Genomic DNA, 23,425 nt, shown 5'->3' on the forward strand with positions numbered 1-23,425 from the left:
CATTATCGGGGTATAAGATATAAATTTGTATCAGTCTTGTCAATTAAAAAATGTTCTTTGTTCGTGGTTCAAGGTTCAATGTTCTTGGTTCAATGTTCGTAGTTCAAGGTTCTTGGTTCAAGGTTGTAATAGAGTTTAAGATGGTTTCTGAGCTTGTCGAAGCAAACACTCCGGGCTCGTCTCGATACGCACTACGTACTACTTCGACGAGCGGCTGCATCCTGCGGTCGTTGAGTTTTCTTCGATAGAAGAACATATCGAAACGACCGCCCGAGCTCGTCTCGATACGCACTTCGTGCTACTCGACGAGCTTGAAAATTTGCGGTTGCTGAGCTTGCCGAAGCAAACACTCCGGGCTCGTCTCGATACGCACTACGTACTACTTCGACGAGCGGCTGCATCCTGCGGTCGTTGAGTTTTCTTCGATAGAAGAACATATCGAAACGACCGCCTGAGCTCGTTTCGATACGAACTTCGTTCTACTCAACGAGCTTAGAAGTCTGCGGTTGCTGAGCTTGTCGAAGCAAACACTCCGAGCTCGTTTCGATACGCACTTCGTGCTACTCGACGAGCTTGAAAATTTGCGGTTGCTGAGCTTGTCGAAGCAACCGCTTTTGTAAAAGAGGATTTTTAAGATTCTTCAGAGGTTGCTTCGTTCGCTTCGCTCACTCGCAAGGACATGGTCTCACTCACAAAGACGTTGACAAATCTAAAAAACCAAAACTCATTCGGGAATAATTAATAATTATTCCACCTGACAATATTTAAAGAACTTCCACTTTTCATTAGCGATTTCGACACTTTGCTCGATCGCTAAGAGGCAGTGAGAATTTCTACACCATTATCTGAAGAACAGTAAACTGAATCTACAAGTTTATTCAAAAAAATTCCGTGCTCTACGACACCAGCTCTTTCGTTCAACAACGAGCTTAATTCTGCGGGATTGTCAATCTTTCCAAAGTACGCATCAACAATAAAATTTCCTTCGTCAGTAATAAAGAGTTCGCCAGCTTCCGTTTTTCTAATTTTTGTAGTGGCGCCGAGCGACTCAAGAAATTTAATTTCACTTTCCAGAGCAAATTGTAAAACTTCTACTGGCACAAAAAAGTTCGTCCCTAATTTTTCTGATATTTTTGTTTTATCTACAACTATTAATAATCTTTTTGTATTCTGAGCAATCACTTTTTCCCGCAGCAAAGCACCACCACCACCTTTAATTAAATTCAATTCGCTGTCGACTTCATCTGCACCGTCAATTGTTATGTCAATTATGTTTGCCAATTTTTCGGGGTTGGTTCTTTGTTCTTTGTTCGTTGTTCGTGGTTCGTGGTTCGTGGTTCGTTGTTCGTGGTTCGTGTTTTTTTTAAATAGTTGGTTTAAGGACAGTAACGGAATTCCGAGTTCGGTGGCTAAGTCTTCCGTTCTTTTTGAAGTTGGGATACCGTAAATATTTTTCAAATTACCGTCCTTAATTTTTTCAGCGATTTTCATTATGGCAAATTTAGCTGTCGACCCCGTGCCCAAACCTACAATCATGTTGTCTTTAATCTCGTCAACTGCCTTTTCTGCTGCAATTTGCTTCAGCTTACTATAATCCATGACTTTATTCCTAAAAAATTTCGTGCCAATGTGAATTAATTTGATTCCTTTAAAATATTCAATTTTTTTCACAAAATAGGTGCGAAATATTTTCGGGGTTTAAAAATTTTTTGCGGTTTTTTCAATGCAAGGAGGGAGGGGAATATTGAAACCGCCAAGAACGCTAAGTGTTCTCTGCGTTTCTTTGCGATCTTTGCGGTTTAAAAAAATTAGTAGCTCAGCCTTATATCTTCTTCCTTTGAAGTAGAAGGCAATATTGAAACCGCAAAGAGCGCTAAGAGCGCTAAGTGAGTTTTGCGGTTAAAAAATATTTTACAGATTATTAACCACTCTCCTAATTCCGTCCTTTAACATTTTCACATTAAAATTAATCAAATAGCCAAGCTTACAGTTGCTCAACTTCAAGTAAGTTAATATCTGCGCCAGATGGACATCGTTTAAACTTTCCACAGATTTTATTTCAATTATAACTTTTTTATTAACCAGCAAATCAATTCGGTAACCGATATCGAGTTTAACATCTTTATAAACAACCGGCAATTCTTTTTGTGATTCAACATACAAACCTGAATTAATTAATTCATACTTAAGAGTAGCCTCGTAAGTCGATTCTAAAAGTCCAGGCCCGAGTGTTCGATGTACAGACAATGCACAGTCAACGATAATTTTTCCTATTTCATTTTCCGTCAACATTTATTTCTCTGCGGCTTTGGCGGTTATGCATATATTTATTGAAACCGCTAAGAACGCAAAGAGCGCAAAGTGTTCTCTGCGCCTCTTTGCGGCCTTTGCGGTTTAAAAAAATCTCTCTCTGTACGTTAGCAATGTAATAAGTTATTCACTCTTTAGCATCGAGTTTCTTTTCTAGTTCGAGTAATTCTTTTATCTTCATATCAAGAAGTTGATTCTGTCTTTTCAGTTCCTCAATTCTCTTTTCAATTTCTTTTTCATATTCAACCTTATTCCAGTACCCTCTCTCCTCGAAGTAGCCTTTGAAAAGCCAGTTATGTTTGAGTGCTTCCATATTTTCGTAGAGACTCGAAGTAGCCATGCGTGCTTCGTCTGAAGTGCGTGTTAGATTCGAAATAACCTGCTTAAGCGAATCCGCCATTTTTTGATCGCTTACCAGCACACCCAGTACTCCCTCGCCTCGATCAACTTTGTCGACGACTCTTTTTACATCGTAGATTGCCGAGTCGACATTAGAAATAATTGATTTTATACTTCCGGTCATTTCAACAATAATATCTGAAACATCTGTTAATCGTTTAGTAACTTGAGTTAAGCTCCTGTCGGCATTTTTTGTAATGCTTACAGCCGATTCATAAAGTCGGTCGTCGTTGACAATTTTTCCAATTGTTCCTTCGCCTTTATTAACTTTGGCAACTATTTCTGCCAGATCTTTCGTAAGGTCTTTCAAGTATGAAATTGTCGATTCCGTTTGTTCCATTATTACAGAAAGATTGAGAGGATTCTTAGATTTAATTATGCCGCCGTTTTTGATGACGGGTTGGTCGGCAGAGCCAGGCGAAATGGTAACAATCTTTTTACCGACGAGTCCTTCAGTTTCAATTGAAGCTTCGCTATCGAGTCGGATGAAATGAACCAGGTCGTTGTCTATTCTCATAACGACTTCAACGTTTCCATCTTTTCCGCCTACTAAAGAGATATTGCTCACACTCCCGATATCGTAGCCGCTCAGGCGCACCGGAGCGCCGGGTTTTAGTCCTTCTATCTGATCGAAATATGTTCTGATTTCGATTGTGCTTGTAAACAAATTTTCTCGATTCCCTATTAAAAAAATTGATATTACCAGAAGAACTGTACCGATAAAAATAAATAGCCCCAGGCGTGCTCCTTCCAGATTTTTTAACATTACTACCTCACTAAGCTTTAATTAATTCGTGACTAAAAAAGTTTTTCAGGAACGGGTCGTTCGATTTAATAAGTTCATCGATTGTTCCTTCGTAAGCAATCTTAGCATCTTTCAGAAAGATTGCTCTATCGGCAATAATTTCTGCGCAAATCAAATCGTGAGTAACAATAACAGAAGTCATATTTAATTTTTTTTGAAGGTTTAGAATCAACTCGCTGATTTCCTTTGTGGTAATTGGGTCGAGTCCGGTAGTTGGTTCGTCGTAGAGCATCAAGCGCGGCTCTGTAATAATCGAGCGAGCAAGTCCAATTCTTTTTTTCATTCCACCCGATAATTCAGATGGCATTTTATTGATTGCGTGCTCTAACGACACAAGTTCCAGCGTATATTCCACTTTGTCGTTAATTTCCTTATCAGTAAGATTCGGAAAATTTCTTTTGAGAGGAAATGCCAGGTTTTCCCTTACGGTCATTGAATCATAAAGAGCTGCACTTTGAAATAAGAAACCGATATTTTTTCGTACTTCATTCAACTGCTTCAAATTAAGAGCTACTATATTTTTCCCATCAACCAAGATATTGCCGCTATCGGGAGATAATAAACCGACAATGCATTTAAGCAACACGCTTTTGCCCTGTCCGCTTCTTCCGAAGACGACAAGGTTTTCACCTTTCGAAACATAAAGTGAAATGTTGTCGAGTACAACCAGTTGTCCGAATCTTTTACTAAGATTTTCTATTTCGATCACCCGAGCGTTGGCCATAACCATAAAGTAATTTTTACTAAAATCATATCAAAAATTAAAATCAGAAGAGAAGCAAGAACAACTGAAGTAGTCGAAGCTCTTCCGACTCCTTCGGTGCCTCCTTCGGTTGTATATCCTTTGTATGCGCCGACAATTCCAACTATGTAACCAAATACAAATGTTTTTGCAATTCCAGGGACAAAGTCACCGAATTCAATTGACCTTATAACCGAGTCGATATAGTATCTGAAATTAATACTTTCTGTAATTAGGATAGCAAGGTAGCCGCCAAAAATAGCGATAACGACCACATAAATTGTAAGTACTGGTAATATCATTGTAGTTGCAATTACACGAGTTACTATCAAGTATTTAAACGGGTTAACGCCTGTAACTTCCATTGCGTCGATTTGTTCAGTAACGCGCATCGAGCCGAGTTCTGCACCGATACCAGAACTGACACGACCGGCAAAAATGAGCGCAGTTATAACAGGTCCCAACTCCCTGACTACGGAGAGAGCAACCATTCCAGGCAGAAAATCTGATGCACCGAATCGTGCCATAACAGGTTGGCTCTGCATTGCAAGAACCAGGCCGATGATAAATCCAGTGACGCTTACAATGCCGAAAGTTTTGACACCCAGCTCGTCCATATGCTTTTTAATTTCTGGAATTTCATAAGGAGGCAGAAATGCTTGTTTGAAGAATTCGATGTTGAAAATTGTAAGTCCTGTAATGGTAGCAAAAAAATTATAGAGATTATCTCTAAAATTTAATTTTCTGCCATATCGATGTTTGGGTAGTTTCATTGTTTATTTATTCTAAATAGCACTTCCAAAATAGTAAAACTATTTTATAGTTAAAAAGGGATTGGTGTGCGGGGGTTATGGTGTTCGTGGTGCGGGAGGTGGGGAGTTTTTTGTTTTATGGTAATATGCTTCTGTTGTAAGTCCTTACGTACGAGTATATCAACATTGTCTTTGCGAGTGAGTAAAGCGAACGAAGCAAACTCTGAATAATCTTAAAAGTTCACTTTTACGAAAGCGGTTGCTTCGACAAGCTCAGCAACCGCTGCGTGTGCTTAATTGCTCTTTATTAAAACTACATGAGATTGCTTCGTCCCGCCTTCGGCGGGACACGCAATGACAGTCTCAGGATTGTCTTATCGAATGATTCCCAAAAGTCTTTGCGAGCGAGTGAAACGAACGAAACAAACTCAAACAAAAGCTTTCTTAGATTACTTCGTCATCCCCCCCGCCTATGGCGGGGTGATTCCTCGTAATGACATTTACTGACTTGTTTTTGCAAAAAAACGGAGTGAGCGAAGCAAACTCTCGTACATAGTTTTTTCAATTTAACAATGCTAATCCTGACGTTAAATTAATTCGTTATATAAGTCGCGCCAGGAGGGATTCATATTATTTATAAGCTCGAGCTTTTTTCTTCGTGAGCCTGCTTTTATTTGCTTTTCTCTTCTAATTGCATTATAAGGTGAATCATGAATTTCGTACCAAACCAGTTTTGTGCAATTATATCTTTTCGTAAATCCTTTTATTAGTTTGCATTTGTGCTCATAAACCCTTCTTATGAGATTATTTGTCATACCGGTATAAAGTACTGTATTATTTTTATTAGTCATAATATAAACGTAATACTTCTTCATTAGAGAGACTCTAATGCTATATGAATGTAAAATTATTTATTAAAAAGTACAATTGAAAAATATTTTGTATTGACAAATGAGAAATTACAATTGATCCTGGCTTTGCTAAAGAGCCTCTCCACTTTGTCTTTGCGAGCGAGTGAAACGAGCGAAGCAAACTCAAACAAATGCTTCTTCAGATTACTTCGTCATCCCCCCGCCTATGGCGGGGTGATTCCTCGTAATGACATTTACTGACTTGTTTTTGCAAAAAAACGGAGTGAGCGAAGCAAACTCTTAAAAAATGAATGTCATTCGGAATTATCAAAAATATTTTTTAAGAAGGTTTTTCTATGGATTGGAGTTATCCCATATCGCTTAATTGCATCGTAATGCTCTTTCGTAGGATAGCCTTTATTTTTGTACCATCCATATTCAGGATAATAGAAAGCATAATTCTTCATAATTTCGTCACGAGTTACCTTTGCCAGAATCGAAGCCGAAGCAATTGCAAATGATTTTGTATCTCCTTTGACAATTGTGCGGCATTCAAATTCAGTGTCGAATTTTTTATTACCATCGACTAATATCAAGTGAGGTTTCACGCTCAATTTATTCGTTGCGCATTGCATAGCTTTCAAAGTTGCATTCAATATATTTATCCGATCAATTTCTTTTTGATCGACAATTCCCACTCCATACGACAGTGCATTTTTAATAATCCACTCAAAAAGTAGTTGTCGTTTTTTTTCACTTAGTTTCTTTGAATCATTAATTTCGTCATTCCAAACCCATGAATTAAAAATAACAGCAGCAGCAACAACTGGCCCGGCTAAGGGTCCTCGACCCGCTTCGTCCACTCCAGCAATGAATTCACCATCATTTTTCAAGAAAGAATTATCAAACTCTTTCAGGTTCATATTAAAACTCATTAATTATTCCGAAATGAATTTTCCCCTCTCGATAAGAATCGCCTTTGCCAAGAGCAAAACTGACACTCATTATACCGAATGCAGTTTCGAAATTAATTCCCATTCCATAACCAAATTTATAATCCGAAATATCATCGCGCTTGAAATATCCAGTATCAAAAAAGAGAAACGCATAAGTTTTTTGGGTCAGAATATATCTGTATTCAATATTCGACCAGAGAATTCTTTTGCCGGCAAATTGATTTTCAATGTAACCGCGTAATGTATTTGAACCACCGAGCAAATACATATCGCTTACTTCGATATTATCGCCTCGAATTTCGCGTGCATGAAAAGCAAAGGCAAGCACCTGCAATCGAAATATTTCAAGATAATAACTGAAATCTACTTCGAATTGTTGCAAACTGTAGTTTCGTTTTTCAGGTAGATATTCCGCCGGTCCGTTTATTTTTTTTGAGTTGAGTTTATAAGTATTGTTAAACAAAATTCCACTCAGTGGAGAATAAACATTCTTTCTTGTGTCGATACTTAAATTAACACCGGTAATCAATGAAGTAGAATTATAAACCGTAAAACTTTTCATCTTGCGTTCAGTAGGAATAGTTGAACGATGCGCAACCGAGATTGAGCCCGTTACATCTTCGGAAGCAATAAATATTAGTTCGGCAGAAAGATTTCTTTGTACGTAAGTTGAATCCTGAATTCTCTGAAACAATCCCGAACTTAAATTCAAAGGGAAACCCAAAAGCCATGGTTCAAGATAGTTGACTTCGAGCTCCTGCGAATTACGATTTTCATTTTGCCAGCGGAAAGAAAGATTTCTTCCGGTACCAAAAATATTTCCGAGTCCAACATTTACCAGTCCCGTCACATAACCTTTTCCTGATGCGCCTGCAGGTACATATCCGATTATTCCGTCGAACTGGTTCGTCTGTTTTTCTTTTACTTTTATTCTCAGTACACCTTCATTTTTATTATTAATAAAATATTCAGGCTTTTCCACAGTATCGAAATATTTTAACCTCATCAATCGCTCTGGAATTTTATTTATTTTATCACGCGTAAAAATTTCGCCAGCAGATATTCCTGCGTTTCTCAGTATGACATATTTCTTTGTTTTATTATTACCCTCTATTTCTATCTTTTCAATTTTCGCTAAAATACCTTTATCTATATTTAGATAAATATCCGCAAAGTGTTTATTCTGGTTTTCGAAGAAATAAATGGAAGCGATCTCAATTTTAGCAAATGGATAGCCTTGTCTTTCATAGTAATCCAGCAGACGATCGACATATTCCTCGAATTGCAACACAGAAAATATTTTTCCTTGAAGTTCGTTAATTACGTCGGTAATAAAAGTTGAATCCCAATCTCGAGCATCCACAAAAATTTTATTTATAAATGTTGGATTTCCTTCGTCGATTTCTATCTGGGTTTTATCATTTTCGTATTTCTTGATTATTACATCCGTGTGATAATAGCCGTAGTATGAATACAATTTTTCTATTGCGGCTTTAATCGAGTTGTTTTTGGCTCTTTGAATTACAGAGTCAAGAAGACTTTGTAATGTTTCCGAATTAAATAGTTTATTTCCTTTAAACAAAATTTTATTTGTTGGTTGAGAAAAAGTATTAATGCTTAAGAGAAGCAAAAGATAAAAAACAAATTTAATATCTCGGCGTGTCATCGATAATTTTCATTTTCTTTCCAATCGGCTCTACCTTAACTAGTTCAATTAGATCCGAATATTCTTCGACGGAAACAGCACTGGTCTCTAGTTTGGAAGCATTCGCCGATGCAGTTGCCGTTGCAATGCGAATAAATTCATCGAAGACCATTGATTTTTCCAGTCCATATGCAATACCTGCTACAAAAGAATCACCGCTTCCAGTTGCATCATAAACATCTATCTCTGGAGGAAAAATTTTATAATGAAAATCAAATTTGGCAGCGTAATATGGTTGGCCTCCGTCGGTTATAAAAATTAACTTTATTCCTTTCGAATAAAGATGTTTCATATAGCTGCGGATCTCCTCTTCACTTGAAAGCGAGATGCCGAGCGATTTTTCAATTTCATTCTTATTATTGTGAATTGCTGTTGGTACTGCGTTAAGACAATCTTCGAGATGAGGGCCGTAAGTATCGAGGATTGAAATCTTATCGTATTTATGGGCTAATTCTATCCCATATGGAAAAATTGAATTTGCATTTGCCGATGGAGAACTGCCTGAGAAAACTACAATCGAACAATTTTTTATCATTTTATCGAGTTTCGATTTGAATTCTTCTACTTCACTGGATGTTACTTCGTTGTTTAAACCAAAAAATGTAGTCACTCGCTTATTTTTTTCTTCGATTATAAGTTCAGCAGCTCTTGTCTCGGATTTGATTGATTGAGCTGTGAAATTTATTTTTTCTTCTGTCAATACGGAACGAAGTATCTTACCGTTATTGCCACCCAAGAAAGTAAGTGCCATGTTTTGAATTCCGAAATAATTCAACTGACGGCTAACGTTTATTCCTTTTCCACCAGCTGCATAGGCTTCATTTTTACATCGATAAGATTTTCCCAGTTCAACTTCTTCGAAGAATTTTCTTCTTTCAAGTAAAGGATTTATTGTTACGGTTAGAATCATAATTTTTCATTTTTTTCGATATGCTAAGATATCGATAATTCATCAAAGATTCTCATTATTAAGGGTTTGGGGGATTTTTGTAATGGGGTTTGGGTGTTCGTGGTGCGGGAGTTTTGGTGTTCGTTGTGCGGGAGTTGGGGAGTTCTTTTGCTGGAATTTATGCTTTTGTTATAAGTCTATGTGAACGTGCATATCAGTCTTGTCTTTGCGAGCGGATGGAGCGAGCGAAGTAAACTCTGAATAACCTTAAAAGTTTACTTTTACGTAAGCGGTTGCTTCGACAAGCTCAGCAACCGCTGCGTGAGTCAAATTGCACTTTATTAACATGAGATTGCTTCGTCCCGCCTTCAGCGGGACTCGCAATGACAGTTTCAGGTCTGTCTTGTCGAATGATTCCCAAAAGTCTTTGCGAGCGAGTGAAACGAGCGAAGCAAACTCTGAAAAATTCTAAAAATTCTCTTTTACTATGTCGGTTGCTTCGACAGGCTCAGCAACCGCAGATTTATAAGCTCGTTGAGTAGAGCGAAGTTCGTATCGAAACGAGCTCAGGCGGTCGTTTCGATATGCTCTTCTATCGAAGAACACTCAACGACCGCAGGATGCAGCGCTCGTCGAGTAGCACGTAGTGCGTATCGAGACGAGCTTGGGCGGTTGCTTCGGCAGGCTCAGCAACCGCTGCGTGAGTCAAATTGCACTTTATTAAAACTACATGAGATTGCTTCGTCCCGCCTTCGGCGGGACTCGCAATGACAGTTTCAGGTCTGTCTTGTCGAATGATTCCCAAAAGTCTTTGCGAGCGAGTGAAACGAGCGAAGCAAACTCTGAAAAATTCTAAAAATTCTCTTTTACTATGTCGGTTGCTTCGACAGGCTCAGCAACCGCAGATTTCTAAACTCGTTGAGTAGAACGAAGTTCGTATCGAAACGAGCTCAGGCGGTCGTTTCGATATGTTCTTCTATTGAAGAACACTCAACGACCGCAGGATGCAGCTGCTCGTCGAGTAACACGAAGTGCATATCGTAACGAGTTCGTAGCGGTTGCTTCGACAAGCTCAGCAACCGCTGCGTGAGTCAAATTGCACTTTATTAAAACTACATGAGATTGCTTCGTCCGCCTTCAGCGGGATTCGCAATGACAGAATGAGTCATCCAGTCTTTGCGAGCGAACGGAGTGAGCGAAGCAAACTCAAACAAATGCTTCTTTAGATTACTTTGTCATCCCCCCGCCTATGGCGGGGGGACTCCTCGTAATGACATTTACTGAATTGTCTTTGTGAGACAATGATGTAAACTATTTAAATCCCTCGTCTTTGCAAATTAACAATTCAACTAATTCGTTTTGCGTTCATAAACGAAATTAATTCCTCAGGCACCGTTCAATTTATTTTCCAGATACAGCTCGTATGCGCCGAGATCAAGAAATCCATGACCAGATAAATTGAACAATATTGTTTTAGCCTCGCCTGTTTCTTTACATCTTAACGCCTGTTCAACAACTTCTTTGACGGCATGAGAACTTTCGGGAGCCGGTACAATTCCTTCTGTTTGTGCAAAGATTTGTGCAGCTTTGAACACTTCGAGCTGTTCGTAAGCAGAAGCTGAAATAATTCCTTGATTATAAAGTAGGGAAATCGAAGGTGCCATGCCGTGATATCTAAGTCCGCCTGCATGAATTTTAGGTGGTATAAAATCATGACCCAGAGTATACATTTTCAACAAAGGTGTCATTCCCGCTTCGTCACCGAAGTCGTACTCGTACTTGCCTTTCGTTAAAGATGGGCACGATGCAGGTTCAACTGCAATAACTTCGAGATTCTTTTTAGCACCACTGAGTTTATCCTTAACAAACGGGAATGCTATACCGGCAAAGTTACTACCACCACCGGCACATCCAATAACGATATCGGGATAGTCGTCAACCATTTCCATTTGTAATTTGGCTTCTTCACCGATAATGGTTTGATGCAACAAAACATGATTCAATACGCTGCCCAGACTGTAATTAGTATCGTCACGCTGCACTGCAACTTCAATTGCTTCGCTTATTGCAATACCAAGCGATCCTGGTGAATCAGGGTCGGCTTCGAGCACTTTTCTACCGGCGTTTGTTAAATTTGTCGGACTTGCATGAACAGTAGCACCGAACAATTTCATGAATGTTCTTCGATACGGCTTTTGGTTATAACTAACTTTCACCATAAAGACCTCACATTCCAGTCCAAAGTGTTTACAAGCCATCGAAAGAGCGCTGCCCCATTGTCCAGCACCAGTTTCAGTTACCAGCTTTTTAATACCTGCTTTCTTATTGTAATAAGCCTGCGCATAAGAAGTATTTGTTTTATGACTGCCAGTCGGATTTGCACCTTCATACTTAAAGTAAATCTTTGCAGGCGTGTCAAGTACTTTTTCGAGATTTGCCGCACGAATTAAAGGCGTAGGTCTACTAATTCGATATAAATCTCTCACTTCATCGGGAATTTCGATATACCTTTCGGTAGATACTTCCTGCATAATTAAGTCCATTGGGAAAATAGCCGATAAATCCTCCGGTCCGGCAGGTTGTTTTGTAACAGGATTTAAAGGTGGATCCATTGGCACTGGTAAATCTGCAAGAATATTGTAATAATGGGTGGGCATTTTCGATTGCTCGAGAAAAACAATTTTGTTGTCCGACATTTTTTAACCTCCGTTTAATTTAGTGTAGAATAAAAATCCATATAACAAAAAAGCCGTGAACGGTTCTACCATCCACGGCTTTAATGACATAAAAATATTTAAAGTCCTAGGACGGCAGAGAAGAATATCTCCACCACCACCAGAACAAATTAACAAAAGCGATATTTAAATTTAGTTTCATTTGACTGCAAAGATAAATTTTAACCGATCAATAGTCAATAAAAAATAAAGCGTGTGAACTTCTTCATCCTGCCTTCTGATATTTCTCTGGCTTTAGGATTATTCCCATGTTGAGAAGTATAAAGATTGCTGACTCAGTTTTAGCCAGCGCCATTATATACTCGTCGCTGTTGCCATTGCCAAAGTCGGGAGCATTTTCGATTTCTGAAGCTTTTACATCGTAGACCGCCTCTACTTCGTCGACTATCAAACCGACTCTTATCAATAAGCCATCGACTTCATCTTCGACAATTATAATTCGTGTTTTATCGTCGTATTCTTTTTCAGGCATGTTAAGTTTTAATCTCAAATCGATTACAGGAACTATATTTCCTCTTAAATTAATTACGCCTTTTACATAAGACGATGTATTTGGGACAGGAGTAATCGGGAAAAGGCGAATTATTTCGATAATTTTCAGAATCTCAATACCGTAATGTTCATTTCCAAGTGTGAAACGGAGATATTTACCTTCCATATTAAGTACCGCTTTGGTTTTACTATCTCTTTGGCCTGAATTGCCCTTAACGAGGAGGGCTTTTGCTTTCGATGCCAGGTCGATTTCGCTTACATAACTTCTTGCCGCTGCCTTGTCGCTACCGTTGCATACTTGATCGGCAAACCGTTTATCGACAAATTTATTCAAGTCGATAATCGACCCGATTCCCATTTTATCGTGCATGTAATGTTGAATAAAATCGAGGTCCTGAACAACCGGATATAAATTATTTGTTTTGATCCCTTTCGGCTCGGTCAGTACATTTTTGAGAATGGGCACTTTCAAGCCGAGTTCTTTTTTCGGATCCAGGAATTCAACCGCAATTTCTGCTGCCGTCGAAGGTTTTTGTTCGATAAACTTGCCGCTGTAGACGAGCATTTCAGTAAACTCTTTCACAGCTTCCGGATAATTATTGATCAATTCTTCCTGAAATGTAACCACGCAGCAGGGGTGATTTTCCCACAGTTCGCTCGATAGAAATTGAAGTTCGGCAATTCCAGAAGCAATGGCTTTTGTACCGAGCGGCTCGGCAACTAAATAACCACTTGCATCGGGATTGCCTGCCAGAAATTCGGGCATCTTAATGGGTGCCACTACTTCGAATTCCACATCAACACCTTTTTGTCCCGTCACGCCCGGATTCAGTCCAATATTCTTGAAGAAAATATGCCCCAGCATATTATGAATCGACATAGTATGAGGAATATAGAAAGACTTTCCACGAAAGAAATCCGCACCGTGACTTTCCTCTTCTCCCGTCTTATTCCTTACACAGCAACTTCCGTTTTTATGTGCGAATAATACTAATTTTAATGGCACACCGTAATTATATAGATCCATTGCAAGCGGCGCCAGTATGAAGGCAACATCAGCAGAACCTTCTTCGAGCGCTTTTGCAACTGCATTCCACGAGGGCATACATTCTGTTTCCAGCTCAAAATGCTTTGGATTTAATTCCCCCTTCTTAATTAAATGCTTCATTACCCCGAGTGTGAGATGGTCTGTAATCTGAATATGGATTGCTTTAATTCTCACCTTTCCATTGCTTGTCAGGCGGGACTCTTTCTTTTTATTTTTATCTTCGGTTTTTATTCCGAAGGCTTCGTTTATCTTTTCCTGAAGTTCATCCTTATTAAAAGGTTTAGAGATAAAACTGCTAACTCCAGCTTCGTTGGCTTTTTCGACCTCTTTTTTTTCGCCTCTTCCTGTAGCCATCAAAAATGGGATTTTTGAAGTAGATTGGTTTTCTCTAACCCACTTCAGCAATTCAAAACCATCCATCTGTGGCATATTCCAGTCGCTTATAATCAAGTCGACTTCCGGATTATCCTTGAGATACTCAACGGCATGGACACCGTTTTCTGCTTCTACAATATTTACATATCCGAGTGAATTTAATGTTTTGATTTCCATTTGCCGCATAACGCCGGCATCTTCGACAAGGAGGATTCTGATATTTTTATCCATAGACTACCCTAAATTGAGAATTTTCCGCATTTAACTCTTATAACTAATTCAATCTGCTTTTATTATCGGATGGCTGGCAATTTTTTTTAATCGATTGATCTCAGCAGTCATTTAAATTTTATCAGAGATTTTTCAGGAACCTAAAATTATACTCAATTTTAAAAAAAACCGACATTTCATTTTTATTTACCGACAGGAATTATTTCACAAACGAAGGGGTACTCTATGTTAGGACAGCATAATATCAACAAAATTGCATTTGTCGGTAATTATCTCCCCCGACAATGCGGCATTGCCACTTTTACTTATGACCTGTACAATTCTATTTCTGAACAACACCTTTATGCTGGTAGATTTGTGGTAGCTATTAGTGATCGAGATAAGAAATTTGATTATCCACCTGAAGTTCGCTTTGAAATAATTAAACAGGACATCGATACCTACAGGAAGGCAGCAGACTTTTTAAATTACAACAATGTTGATGTCGTTTCTGTCCAGCATGAATTTGGTATTTTTGGAGGCAACGCCGGCAGTCATGTTCTTGCATTGATTCGCGATCTTAAGATGCCGGTTGTAACCACTCTTCATACAATACTTTCAGAACCAAGTGTCGAACAGCGGCGTGTAATGGAAGAGTTGATTGCTTATTCCTCTCGTCTCGTTACTATGACAGAAAAGGGTAAAAAGTTTTTAGAAGAAATTTATAATGTGCCTGTAGATAAAATTGATTTGATTCCACACGGTATACCCGACATGCCATTTGTAGACCCGAATTTCTATAAAGATCGTTTTGGAGTTGAAGGTAAATACGTACTTCTGACATTTGGACTTCTTTCGCCTGGCAAAGGTATCGAATACGTCCTGAAAGCATTGCCTAAAGTAATTTCGAAATTTCCCAATCTCGTTTATATTATTCTCGGTGCAACTCATCCAAACATTATAAAAGAACAGGGTGAATCGTATAGAATGAGTCTTGAAAGATTGGCTTACGACCTGGGTATAAAAAATCATGTTATTTTCTATAATCGTTTTGTCGACGCCGAAGAACTTAAAGAATTTATTGGTGCCGCCGACATTTATATTACACCTTACTTAAATAAAAATCAGATTACTTCCGGTACTTTATCCTATTCTTTTGGCTGCGGCAAAGCTGTAATCTCAACTCCATACTGGCATGCGGAGGAATTGCTGGCAGACAATCGCGGTATACTTGTACCTTTTGCTGATGACGAAGCAATTGCCAGTGAAATAATTAAATTACTCGAGGACGAACCACTTCGGCATTCGATTCGCAAAAGGGCTTATATGCTGGGTCGCGAAATGGTATGGAGCAATATCGCACATTATTATTTGAATTCTTTCCAGAAAGCAAGAAGACAAAGGGCAATAAAATCGAACGGATATTTCCCCGTAAAAACCTTGAGTGAAAAACGAATGGAATTGCCCTCATTTAATTTTAATCATCTAATAAATCTATCTGACAGTACAGGAATTTTTCAGCATGCTTATTATACGTTCCCGCGCTTTGAAGATGGATATTGCCTCGATGACAATTCGCGCGCATATTTATTGACAGTTCTACTCGATGAACTCGGCATAGCTGACGAACAGATTTATAGACTTGCTTCAAGTTATGCTTCTTTCATCAATTTCGCTTACAACCCGGATAAAAAACGCTTTCGAAATTTTATGGACTTCAGTCGCAAATGGCTTGAAGAAATAGGTTCTGACGACGCACAGGGAAGAACCATCTGGGCTTTGGGCGCAAGTGTTGGTAGATCCACTAAAAATTATTTCAAGGTTTGGGCGCACCAATTATTTAACGAATCGATCAATTCAATTACAGAGCTTACTTCGCCGCGAGCATGGGCTTTTGCTCTACTTGGAATCAACGATTATTTGAATAAAATGAGCGGCGATAGACTGGTTTTAAATATTCGTGAAATACTGGTAGATAAACTCGTCACTCTCTATAAAAACTGCGCCGACGAAAACTGGAAATGGTTTGAAAATATACTCGCTTATGACAATGCACGACTATCACAAGCTTTAATATTGAGTGGACATGCAATGAACAATTCCGAGACGAAAAATATCGGTCTTGAATCTCTAAGGTGGCTGATGGAAATTCAAACCAGGGAGAAAGGATATTTAAGACCGATTGGCTCAGAAGGCTGGTACACAAAGAATGGCAAGAAAGCCAATTTTGATCAGCAGCCTGTTTCAGCTTACGATGCAGTTTCGGCTTGTGCCGATGCGTATCGTATAACCGGTGATGAATACTGGTACAATATGGCAAAAACAAGTTTTGAATGGTTTCTCGGAAGGAATGACCTGGGTTTGCCACTATATGACCCAAATTCCGGCGGATGCTACGACGCCCTTCATGTAGATCGTATTAATCTTAATCAAGGTGCTGAATCTACATTGTCGTTTCTTTTATCTCTTACGGAAATTTACAGAATTGAAAACATGATAAAAACATTTGAAAGCATTAATTCTTTTCATAAATAAAAAAGGGAGCTCGTTATGAGAAAGTCCAGAAAAGAATTATTTAAACGTTTTCCCGATAACCCAATTATTACAGTTAATGATTTGCCGTATGAAGCAAATTCAGTTTTTAATTGTGGTGTTACAAAAGCAGGCGACGAAATTATTCTTTTAATGCGAGTTGAAGACAGAAGGGGAATTTCGCATTTGACTGTAGCCCGCAGTAAAGATGGGATATCGAACTGGAAAATTGATGATAAACCGTCAATTGCACCTGAACCCGAAAAATTTCCAGAAGAAATATGGGGCATCGAAGACCCACGAATAACATACATCGACGAATTGAAAAAATACGCCATTACATACACAGCATATTCAAATGGGGGACCGTTAGTTTCGCTGGCAATGACGGAAGATTTCAAAACCTTTGAAAAATACGGTGCAATTCTTCCGCCCGAAGATAAAGACGCCGCTTTATTTCCCATAAAATTCAACAACAGATGGATTATGATTCATCGCCCCATAATTTCAACACCTCAGTCGGCTGCGCATATGTGGATATCGTATTCTCCCGATTTAATTCACTGGGGCGAGCATCGAATATTAATCAAAGCCCGTGAAGGCGCCTGGTGGGATGCAAATAAAATTGGACTTTCGCCCCCGCCACTTTTGATCCCCGAAGGATGGCTGGTTATGTATCACGGCGTAAAGAAAAATGCCAGCGGGTCACTTTATAGATTAGGCCTTTTATTACTCGATAAAGATAATCCCACAAAAGTTCTTAAACGAAGCGACGAATGGATTTTTGGTCCGCTTGAACCATACGAAACTAAAGGAGATGTGGACAATGTTGTGTTTCCCTGCGGATGGTATTCCGATGGAAAGACTCTCTATATCTATTACGGCGCTGCAGACACTTCAATTGCCCTTGCTACTGCCGATATGAACGAAGTGCGCGAATACGTTTCAAAACTTCCTGAAGCTGAATCGCCAAAGAGGTGGGGATAATTACCCCCCCCTCCTTAATTTCTTCTTTTAATTCTGAATTTTCTTTTCAAATTTTTCGATCGATATCTTTTGGTGAAAGCCTATCATTTATCCGTGTAAACAAATTTTTAGATGTCGAAAACTATAATCGTTCTAAAAATGTCTCCCGCTTTTTCGATTTTAAGATTATGAAAAGTTACGGCTTTAATTTCAATTTTAATCCGTTCAGGTTCAATCGGTCCACCTTTCAGAGAAGCTATCAGTTTAATTCCACTATCTTCTTCGATTATATCCAGAAACGGAATATCCCGACAAAACCATTTTTTTGTAAAGAGAAAATAATTCAGTTCACTTAAGAATTCGACGAGTAAAACTTCATTGGATTGTGCAGAAAGTCGAATTTCTTTTTCCTGATCGGTCGATACTCCATACGATTCAACTACAGTTTCTTTCCATACTTCGTAAGCTGTCAGGAAAATTTCTGTAATAGAATTTCCCGAAACTTCCGCAGCTATATCAGCCGTATGTTCAATAAATTTATACGGCATATCAATTCAGATAGTAACGTCCGCCGATAGCCAGATCGAGTCCCAAACTCGTAGATGGGAAAAGATTAAATACGGGTACAAATTCGAAGAAAAGATCGATTGGAATTTTATCGCTCTGGAATACCAATCCTGCCACTCCTCTTGCGCCGAATGAATTATCAGCCCCATCGACAAATCTCATTCTCAATCCAAAACCGTAATAGAAAGGAATTGAGTATCTCGACTCGAAAACGTCGTTAATATGATACAAATAATCTGCATGGAGCGAAACGGCTGTTTTTTCTCTGGCGAATGAATAAGCAATTCCTCCGTCAACTGCAGTCGACTGGGTAAGCCAGTATTTTCCATTTATCCCTGTCGGTTCCCCAATCATAATTCCAATTCCAAATCCCTCTTTCTGTGCATGAGAATTAGATATCATGAAACAGAGAAGCAGAATTGCCAGTAATTTTTTCATATAAACCCCACTGATGATTTGCAAAATTTAATACAAAAATAGTAAAAGAAATTAATTCCTTCGATAGTTTTTACTATTTTCATTAATCGAAAATTACAAAATTAACCAGTCAGAGGTTTTAGATGTCCGTCAATAATAATTTCAAGGAATTAACAGATGAATATTCGGATTCATTTGACAATACAAAAAAAGAAACAGCAATTATACTTGCTGCAGGGCATGGAAAAAGAATCAAATCGAAAGTCTCCAAAATGTTACATAAAATATGGGAAGTTCCTACAGTAGAGCGGGTTTACAATGCCTGTCAGCGCGGACTTCAAAATGCTAACACAATTCTTGTAGTCGGCATAAAAGCTGACGACGTAATTAAAACAATAGGGAAAAAAGAATCTTTAATTTATGCATATCAGGAACAGCAGCTGGGCACAGGCCACGCTGTCCAAATTGCGCTTGAAAAAATCGATGCCACTCAATACAATGGAAATGTTTTTATCTTTCCCGGCGACATGGGATTAATCGACGCTGAGACTGTTGAATTTTTCAGGAATAAATTCCTCGAATCCTCATCGGATATGATGGTATTAACTGGAATCTACGAAGGAGACATTGAGAAAAATTATTACGGCAGAATTGTGCGCGTTAAAGATAAAGATGCCGACGGCAATTCTTCTGTTAACGATAGAGGCAATGTTATTGAAATAATCGAATATAAAGATATTCTGAACTTAAGCGACACGGAACCTTATTTCACTTATTACAAAGGGAAAAAATATTCATTTACAAAACAAGAGCTCCTCGAAATAAGGGAATTCAATAGTGGTGTGTTCGCTTTTCGATTCAAACCGCTCTCGGAATTAATAAATAAAATATCGAGCGACAACGCCCAGAAAGAGATCTACCTGACAGACCTGATATCATTATTTAACCGGAATGGATACAGAGTTTCTGCCGTAACTCCAGAATCTCAGTATGTTCTTATGGGCTTCAACAATAAATCTGTTTTACGTGAGATGGACAATATTGCAAGAGAGCTGGCTTACAATAAACTGAAAGACATCGTAATGATTCACGACCCTGAAGACTTTTTTATCGACGATGCGGTTATCGATTATATACTCGAAATGGACAGGCAAGGAGAACCTCTCGATATTGAAATAGGAAAAGGTGCATATATTGGTAAAGGTGTAAAACCGAATTACAATGTTAAGTTCAACAAAAATTGTTTTTTGCTCGGCTCGATTGAACTCGGTAGGAATATTATTATTCACGATGGAGCGCATTTATCCTGTTTTGAAAATCAAAAGATAACAATCGGGGACAACACACAAATATTCTGGAACGACGTTATAAAAGGTCGGGTTAAAATCGGGAACAATTGTGCAATCGAATCTGGCGTTCGAATTACAGGCAGCGACGATTCTCCTGTCGTTATCGGGAACGATGTTACGATAAAAGGAACTACTTATATTTTTGGCACTGAAATCGGGGAGAATTTACTGATAGAACATTCCGTCTTAATAAACAAAACTGTAAAGAATCCCAATACCGATGGCTCGCTCTTTAAAGTGCGATTTTATATTCCAGAGGCGGAGGGGGTTAATGCGATTGAAGATAAAAAAGCCCACCTGTAGTGGAGGGCTTTAATCTGAAAATTCAAATTAAATAAGATTTTATTCGGCTTTGGCAGTCAATTTGTTAACAAATTTTGTCAAAGCGGCCTTTTTACGCGCAGCATTGTTTTTATGAATTCTTCCTCTGGCAGATTCTTTGTCGAGAGTCGAAACAGCTTCTTTCAAATTCTTTTCAGCTACTTCTACATTCTCGGAAGAATAGACTTTCTTAATCAACGTTTTTACTTTAGAAAGCGCGGCTTTATTCCTTTTTGTTCTTTTTTCTGTCTGACGTATTCTCTTAATTGCCGACTTATGATGAGCCATTAATCTGATTTCCTGATTTTATTAAAAAAAACGTTCGTAAATATATTTTCTTTTTCATTCTAAATCAACTCCAGAGTCCAGCTTTAATCTGACACGGGATATTATTATTTTGAGCAGTTAAAAAAAAAAGATTATGCTGAAGGTAAACGAAATATATTTTTCGATACAGGGCGAAAGCTCGCGGGCTGGAATTCCCTGCGTTTTTGTGCGTCTTACTTATTGTAATTTAAGATGTACATACTGCGATACCGAGTATGCTTTTTATGAAGGCGTTGAAATGAGTATCGAAGAAATTATCGAAAAAGTGAGTCAGTACAGCTGCAAATTAGTGGAAATCACAGGCGGGGAACCCCTCGTTCAGAAAGAATCACTCGATCTAATGAAAATATTATGCGATAAAGGTTACGAAGTAATGCTCGAAACCAGTGGCAGCTTACCCATCGACAAAGTAGACAGACGTGTTATGATTATCATGGATTTAAAATGCCCTTCGAGTAAAATGGAAAAGAAAAACCGTTATGAAAATATCAAATACCTCAAACCTGGCGACGAAGTTAAATTTGTCATCGGCGATCGAGAAGATTATGAATGGAGTCTGAAAAAAATTAAAGAATTTGAACTCGACCAGAAATGCGGCATTCTCTTTTCGGTCGTATTTGGAAAACTGGAGCCGGTCACGCTGGTAAACTGGATTCTGGAGGACAAGCTTAATGTCCGTTTTCAGCTTCAAATGCATAAATATATCTGGAAACCAGAAACTAAAGGTGTATAATGAAAATAGCAAAAGAATTCAAATGGGAAATGGGTCATCGTCTTCCTTTTCATAAAGGGAAATGCAGAAATCTACACGGTCACACATATCGCTGCATGGTTGAAATTGACGGCACAACGGATCAAAACGGCATGGTACTCGACTACTATGAATTAAAAAGAATAATCGACCCGATAATTGAAGAAATGGATCATTCTTTTATGGTCTGTTCAAAAGACACTGAATTAATGAATCTTTTAAGGTCTCTCGATAGCAAAACCGTGATTGTCGATTTTGATTCGACTGCCGAAAATATTTGTATTTATTTATTAGACAGAATAAAAAAAGCCGGACTTCCAGAGAATATTAATAAAGTGAAAGTCCGTGTGCTTGAAACCGAAAACAGTTATGCTGAAGAAGAATTAAGTTTGAGGTGATTTAATTTCGCTAACTGCTTCGACAATCAGCGGCAAAACAGTGCCTGCTTTTTCGAAAATCGAATAGTTCACCACGCTACTGATTTCTGTGGGTTCAATATTAATCTCAACAAGATATGAACCCGATTCTCTGGCGGTAAATGGTATATAAGCTGCAGGATAGACGACTGCGGAGGTACCCACAACAAAACAGATATCGCTCAAAGCTGCCGCCTCTTCGCCGCCTTTAAATTGATCCTGAGGTAGCATTTCGCCGAACCAGACAACATCTGGACGAATTAACCCACCGCATTTTTCGCACTTCGGAATACCACCCCGAAATTCTAATTCAGGCGAATTGTAAAAAGTCCTGCATTCGATACAGTAATTACGTTCGATATTTCCATGTAGTTCGAATATCTTCGATGAACCTGCTCTTCTGTGAAGATTATCGATATTTTGAGTAACTACAGTTACGTCGTAGTATTTTTCCAGCTGAGCAATAGCCAGATGAGCCGGATTCGGCTTTGTGCTGGATATAATTTCTTGACGGTGTTTGTACCAATCCCAAACTAATTTTGGATTTCTCAGAAAAGCGTCGAAGTTTGCCAGTTCTTCGGGTTTCATCTTATTCCAGATACCGTCCTGTCCGCGAAAAGTAGCGATGCCGCTTTCGGCAGAAATTCCAGCACCTGTAAAAAAAACTAACTTTTCGGCACTCCTTAGTTTCTCAATAAATTCTTCTTTCAATTCCTCGCGTTTCATATCATTTGTTTTTGATTTTGTTTAACAATTCTCTGGCTTCCTGCTTTCTGATAGCATCGTCTTCGTCTTCAATTGGACTTTCGAGAGCTTTATTTAACACTTTCCGAGCAGTTTCATAGTCATCTTCACGAATTAATGAGTGCGCATAATCGACATAAAACATTACGAAATTCGGTTTAAGTTCGATCGCCTTTTTATATTCTTTAATGGCAATTTCATTATCTGCCCAGCCGAGTCCGAGAACTGATCGGGCGGGTTTCCATTTTTCACTGGTTTTGGCATGCGTACGAGCCAGTACATAATGGGCAATTGCTTGAATGTCGTTGCCGCCGTTGCCCAATTGAATTGCTTTTTCGAGGTCAGCTTTGACGGAATTTACTACTGAGGCTACCGAAAATACTCCTTTATAAAGGGCAATTCTACCATTGGCAATAGCTCTTCTCAAGTAATTAACTGATTTATTAGGAGCAGCTTTAACAGCTTTCTCGGCATATTCGAGAGCTTTCTGAAACATTTTAAGTTGTTCGTCCTTTTGTTCATCTGTACTCGATGGCATGTGTTCCCCGATGTCCACATAAGCACGACTGATGCGCCAGAGTATTTCATAATTACCTGGCTCCAGCTTCTCGGCTCTATTGTAGAGCTCAAGTGCTTTTTGATTGTCAAACGATTTGTAATAAGAATCGCCTTTCGAAATCAGTTCATCGACAGTTTGAGCCATCTGGGCATAGAGAGGTAATAATAATAGAAGTAAAACGACATTTAGCTTTTTCATAACAACCCC

At 38.7% G+C, this 23,425-nt stretch carries 22 protein-coding genes; 5 read left to right on the forward strand and 17 right to left on the reverse strand.

The genetic code is table 11. The annotated features are described in order from the left end of the window. Positions 1-813: 813 nt before the first annotated feature. The 12 genes from rpiA to ACSSV9_RS00870 form a co-directional block, all read right to left on the reverse strand. The gene (gene rpiA / locus ACSSV9_RS00815; RefSeq protein WP_437345337.1) at positions 814-1,599 is read right to left on the reverse strand and encodes a ribose 5-phosphate isomerase A; all 786 of its coding nucleotides are present in this window, start codon (positions 1,597-1,599) and stop codon (positions 814-816) included. 312 nt (positions 1,600-1,911) lie between these two features. Further along, positions 1,912-2,289 carry a GxxExxY protein gene (locus ACSSV9_RS00820; protein ID WP_437345785.1) on the reverse strand — a complete coding sequence of 126 codons (378 nt, stop codon included), beginning with the start codon at positions 2,287-2,289 and terminating at the stop codon, positions 1,912-1,914. A 148-nt stretch (positions 2,290-2,437) separates the two neighbouring features. Then, entirely contained in the window at positions 2,438-3,475 is a 1,038-nt protein-coding gene (locus tag ACSSV9_RS00825; RefSeq protein WP_437345338.1) for an MlaD family protein, read from the reverse strand. A 10-nt stretch (positions 3,476-3,485) separates the two neighbouring features. Next, a complete protein-coding gene (locus ACSSV9_RS00830) occupies positions 3,486-4,223 on the reverse strand; it encodes an ABC transporter ATP-binding protein (RefSeq protein WP_437345339.1) in 738 nt (245 codons plus the stop codon). Next, positions 4,220-5,029, reverse strand: a complete 810-nt coding sequence (locus tag ACSSV9_RS00835) for an MlaE family ABC transporter permease (protein WP_437345340.1) — start codon at positions 5,027-5,029, stop codon at positions 4,220-4,222. The genes ACSSV9_RS00830 and ACSSV9_RS00835 overlap by 4 nt, the downstream gene beginning before the upstream one ends. A 566-nt stretch (positions 5,030-5,595) precedes the next feature. Next, positions 5,596-5,883 carry a GIY-YIG nuclease family protein gene (locus tag ACSSV9_RS00840; protein ID WP_437345341.1) on the reverse strand — a complete coding sequence of 96 codons (288 nt, stop codon included), beginning with the start codon at positions 5,881-5,883 and terminating at the stop codon, positions 5,596-5,598. Positions 5,884-6,173: 290 nt separating this feature from the next. Continuing rightward, on the reverse strand, positions 6,174-6,794 hold the full coding sequence (rnhB, locus tag ACSSV9_RS00845; protein ID WP_437345342.1) for a ribonuclease HII: 621 nt from the start codon (positions 6,792-6,794) through the stop codon (positions 6,174-6,176). Then, positions 6,784-8,481, reverse strand: coding sequence for a BamA/OMP85 family outer membrane protein (locus ACSSV9_RS00850; RefSeq protein WP_437345343.1), 1,698 nt, complete (start codon positions 8,479-8,481; stop codon positions 6,784-6,786). Before ACSSV9_RS00850 ends, rnhB begins: the two co-directional genes overlap by 11 nt. Further along, positions 8,462-9,430, reverse strand: coding sequence for a 1-phosphofructokinase family hexose kinase (locus ACSSV9_RS00855; protein WP_437345344.1), 969 nt, complete (start codon positions 9,428-9,430; stop codon positions 8,462-8,464). The genes ACSSV9_RS00850 and ACSSV9_RS00855 overlap by 20 nt, the downstream gene beginning before the upstream one ends. Positions 9,431-9,877: 447 nt before the next feature. After that, positions 9,878-10,015, reverse strand: a complete 138-nt coding sequence (locus ACSSV9_RS00860; RefSeq protein ID WP_437345345.1) for a hypothetical protein — start codon at positions 10,013-10,015, stop codon at positions 9,878-9,880. 779 nt (positions 10,016-10,794) lie between these two features. Continuing rightward, the gene (locus ACSSV9_RS00865; protein ID WP_437345346.1) at positions 10,795-12,105 is read right to left on the reverse strand and encodes a TrpB-like pyridoxal phosphate-dependent enzyme; all 1,311 of its coding nucleotides are present in this window, start codon (positions 12,103-12,105) and stop codon (positions 10,795-10,797) included. Positions 12,106-12,349: 244 nt separating this feature from the next. Further along, on the reverse strand, positions 12,350-14,290 hold the full coding sequence (locus ACSSV9_RS00870; RefSeq protein ID WP_437345347.1) for a chemotaxis protein CheW: 1,941 nt from the start codon (positions 14,288-14,290) through the stop codon (positions 12,350-12,352). 225 nt (positions 14,291-14,515) lie between these two features. Between ACSSV9_RS00870 and ACSSV9_RS00875 the strand changes: the two genes are divergently transcribed. Both ACSSV9_RS00875 and ACSSV9_RS00880 read left to right on the forward strand, forming a co-directional pair. Then, positions 14,516-16,804, forward strand: a complete 2,289-nt coding sequence (locus ACSSV9_RS00875; RefSeq protein ID WP_437345348.1) for a glycosyltransferase family 4 protein — start codon at positions 14,516-14,518, stop codon at positions 16,802-16,804. 15 nt (positions 16,805-16,819) lie between these two features. Further along, a complete protein-coding gene (locus ACSSV9_RS00880; RefSeq protein WP_437345349.1) occupies positions 16,820-17,788 on the forward strand; it encodes a glycoside hydrolase family 130 protein in 969 nt (322 codons plus the stop codon). A gap of 107 nt (positions 17,789-17,895) precedes the next feature. Here the strand turns inward: ACSSV9_RS00880 and ACSSV9_RS00885 are convergent, their stop codons facing one another. Next, the gene (locus ACSSV9_RS00885) at positions 17,896-18,315 is read right to left on the reverse strand and encodes an archease (protein ID WP_437345350.1); all 420 of its coding nucleotides are present in this window, start codon (positions 18,313-18,315) and stop codon (positions 17,896-17,898) included. Between the two features lies 1 nt (position 18,316). After that, a complete protein-coding gene (locus tag ACSSV9_RS00890) occupies positions 18,317-18,772 on the reverse strand; it encodes a hypothetical protein (RefSeq protein ID WP_437345351.1) in 456 nt (151 codons plus the stop codon). A 122-nt stretch (positions 18,773-18,894) separates the two neighbouring features. Between ACSSV9_RS00890 and ACSSV9_RS00895 the strand changes: the two genes are divergently transcribed. Continuing rightward, positions 18,895-20,403: an NTP transferase domain-containing protein gene (locus tag ACSSV9_RS00895; protein ID WP_437345352.1), complete on the forward strand. Its 1,509-nt coding sequence runs from the start codon at positions 18,895-18,897 to the stop codon at positions 20,401-20,403. 39 nt (positions 20,404-20,442) lie between these two features. On the opposite strand, the gene rpsT is transcribed toward ACSSV9_RS00895, so the two are convergent. Then, complete coding sequence (rpsT, locus tag ACSSV9_RS00900; protein WP_437345353.1) at positions 20,443-20,709, reverse strand: 30S ribosomal protein S20; 267 nt, start codon at positions 20,707-20,709, stop codon at positions 20,443-20,445. 133 nt (positions 20,710-20,842) lie between these two features. Between rpsT and queE the strand changes: the two genes are divergently transcribed. Continuing rightward, entirely contained in the window at positions 20,843-21,481 is a 639-nt protein-coding gene (gene queE / locus ACSSV9_RS00905; protein WP_437345354.1) for a 7-carboxy-7-deazaguanine synthase QueE, read from the forward strand. Beyond that, on the forward strand, positions 21,481-21,897 hold the full coding sequence (locus tag ACSSV9_RS00910) for a 6-pyruvoyl trahydropterin synthase family protein (RefSeq protein WP_437345355.1): 417 nt from the start codon (positions 21,481-21,483) through the stop codon (positions 21,895-21,897). The genes queE and ACSSV9_RS00910 overlap by 1 nt, the downstream gene beginning before the upstream one ends. Here ACSSV9_RS00910 and ACSSV9_RS00915 read toward each other — a convergent pair. Together ACSSV9_RS00915 and ACSSV9_RS00920 are read right to left on the reverse strand one after the other, a co-directional pair. Continuing rightward, complete coding sequence (locus tag ACSSV9_RS00915; protein WP_437345786.1) at positions 21,883-22,626, reverse strand: SIR2 family NAD-dependent protein deacylase; 744 nt, start codon at positions 22,624-22,626, stop codon at positions 21,883-21,885. The genes ACSSV9_RS00910 and ACSSV9_RS00915 overlap by 15 nt on opposite strands. Positions 22,627-22,642: 16 nt before the next feature. Then, positions 22,643-23,416, reverse strand: coding sequence for a tetratricopeptide repeat protein (locus tag ACSSV9_RS00920; protein WP_437345356.1), 774 nt, complete (start codon positions 23,414-23,416; stop codon positions 22,643-22,645). Positions 23,417-23,425: the final 9 nt, after the last annotated feature.

The organism is Melioribacter sulfuriphilus (genome assembly GCF_051488685.1).
GTDB lineage: Bacteria > Bacteroidota > Ignavibacteria > Ignavibacteriales > Melioribacteraceae > Melioribacter.

Coding starts and splice junctions, on each gene's coding strand:
- ACSSV9_RS00825 (WP_437345338.1), bottom strand. CDS start 3,475: ATGTTAAAAAATCTGGAAGGAGCACGCCTGGGGCTATTTATTTTTATC.
- rpsT (WP_437345353.1), bottom strand. CDS start 20,709: ATGGCTCATCATAAGTCGGCAATTAAGAGAATACGTCAGACAGAAAAA.
- ACSSV9_RS00910 (WP_437345355.1), top strand. CDS start 21,481: ATGAAAATAGCAAAAGAATTCAAATGGGAAATGGGTCATCGTCTTCCT.
- ACSSV9_RS00885 (WP_437345350.1), bottom strand. CDS start 18,315: ATGCCGTATAAATTTATTGAACATACGGCTGATATAGCTGCGGAAGTT.
- ACSSV9_RS00840 (WP_437345341.1), bottom strand. CDS start 5,883: ATGAAGAAGTATTACGTTTATATTATGACTAATAAAAATAATACAGTA.
- ACSSV9_RS00890 (WP_437345351.1), bottom strand. CDS start 18,772: ATGAAAAAATTACTGGCAATTCTGCTTCTCTGTTTCATGATATCTAAT.
- ACSSV9_RS00855 (WP_437345344.1), bottom strand. CDS start 9,430: ATGATTCTAACCGTAACAATAAATCCTTTACTTGAAAGAAGAAAATTC.
- queE (WP_437345354.1), top strand. CDS start 20,843: ATGCTGAAGGTAAACGAAATATATTTTTCGATACAGGGCGAAAGCTCG.
- ACSSV9_RS00835 (WP_437345340.1), bottom strand. CDS start 5,029: ATGAAACTACCCAAACATCGATATGGCAGAAAATTAAATTTTAGAGAT.
- ACSSV9_RS00850 (WP_437345343.1), bottom strand. CDS start 8,481: ATGACACGCCGAGATATTAAATTTGTTTTTTATCTTTTGCTTCTCTTA.
- ACSSV9_RS00895 (WP_437345352.1), top strand. CDS start 18,895: ATGTCCGTCAATAATAATTTCAAGGAATTAACAGATGAATATTCGGAT.
- ACSSV9_RS00875 (WP_437345348.1), top strand. CDS start 14,516: ATGTTAGGACAGCATAATATCAACAAAATTGCATTTGTCGGTAATTAT.
- ACSSV9_RS00870 (WP_437345347.1), bottom strand. CDS start 14,290: ATGGATAAAAATATCAGAATCCTCCTTGTCGAAGATGCCGGCGTTATG.
- ACSSV9_RS00880 (WP_437345349.1), top strand. CDS start 16,820: ATGAGAAAGTCCAGAAAAGAATTATTTAAACGTTTTCCCGATAACCCA.
- rpiA (WP_437345337.1), bottom strand. CDS start 1,599: ATGGATTATAGTAAGCTGAAGCAAATTGCAGCAGAAAAGGCAGTTGAC.
- ACSSV9_RS00865 (WP_437345346.1), bottom strand. CDS start 12,105: ATGTCGGACAACAAAATTGTTTTTCTCGAGCAATCGAAAATGCCCACC.
- ACSSV9_RS00920 (WP_437345356.1), bottom strand. CDS start 23,416: ATGAAAAAGCTAAATGTCGTTTTACTTCTATTATTATTACCTCTCTAT.
- rnhB (WP_437345342.1), bottom strand. CDS start 6,794: ATGAGTTTTAATATGAACCTGAAAGAGTTTGATAATTCTTTCTTGAAA.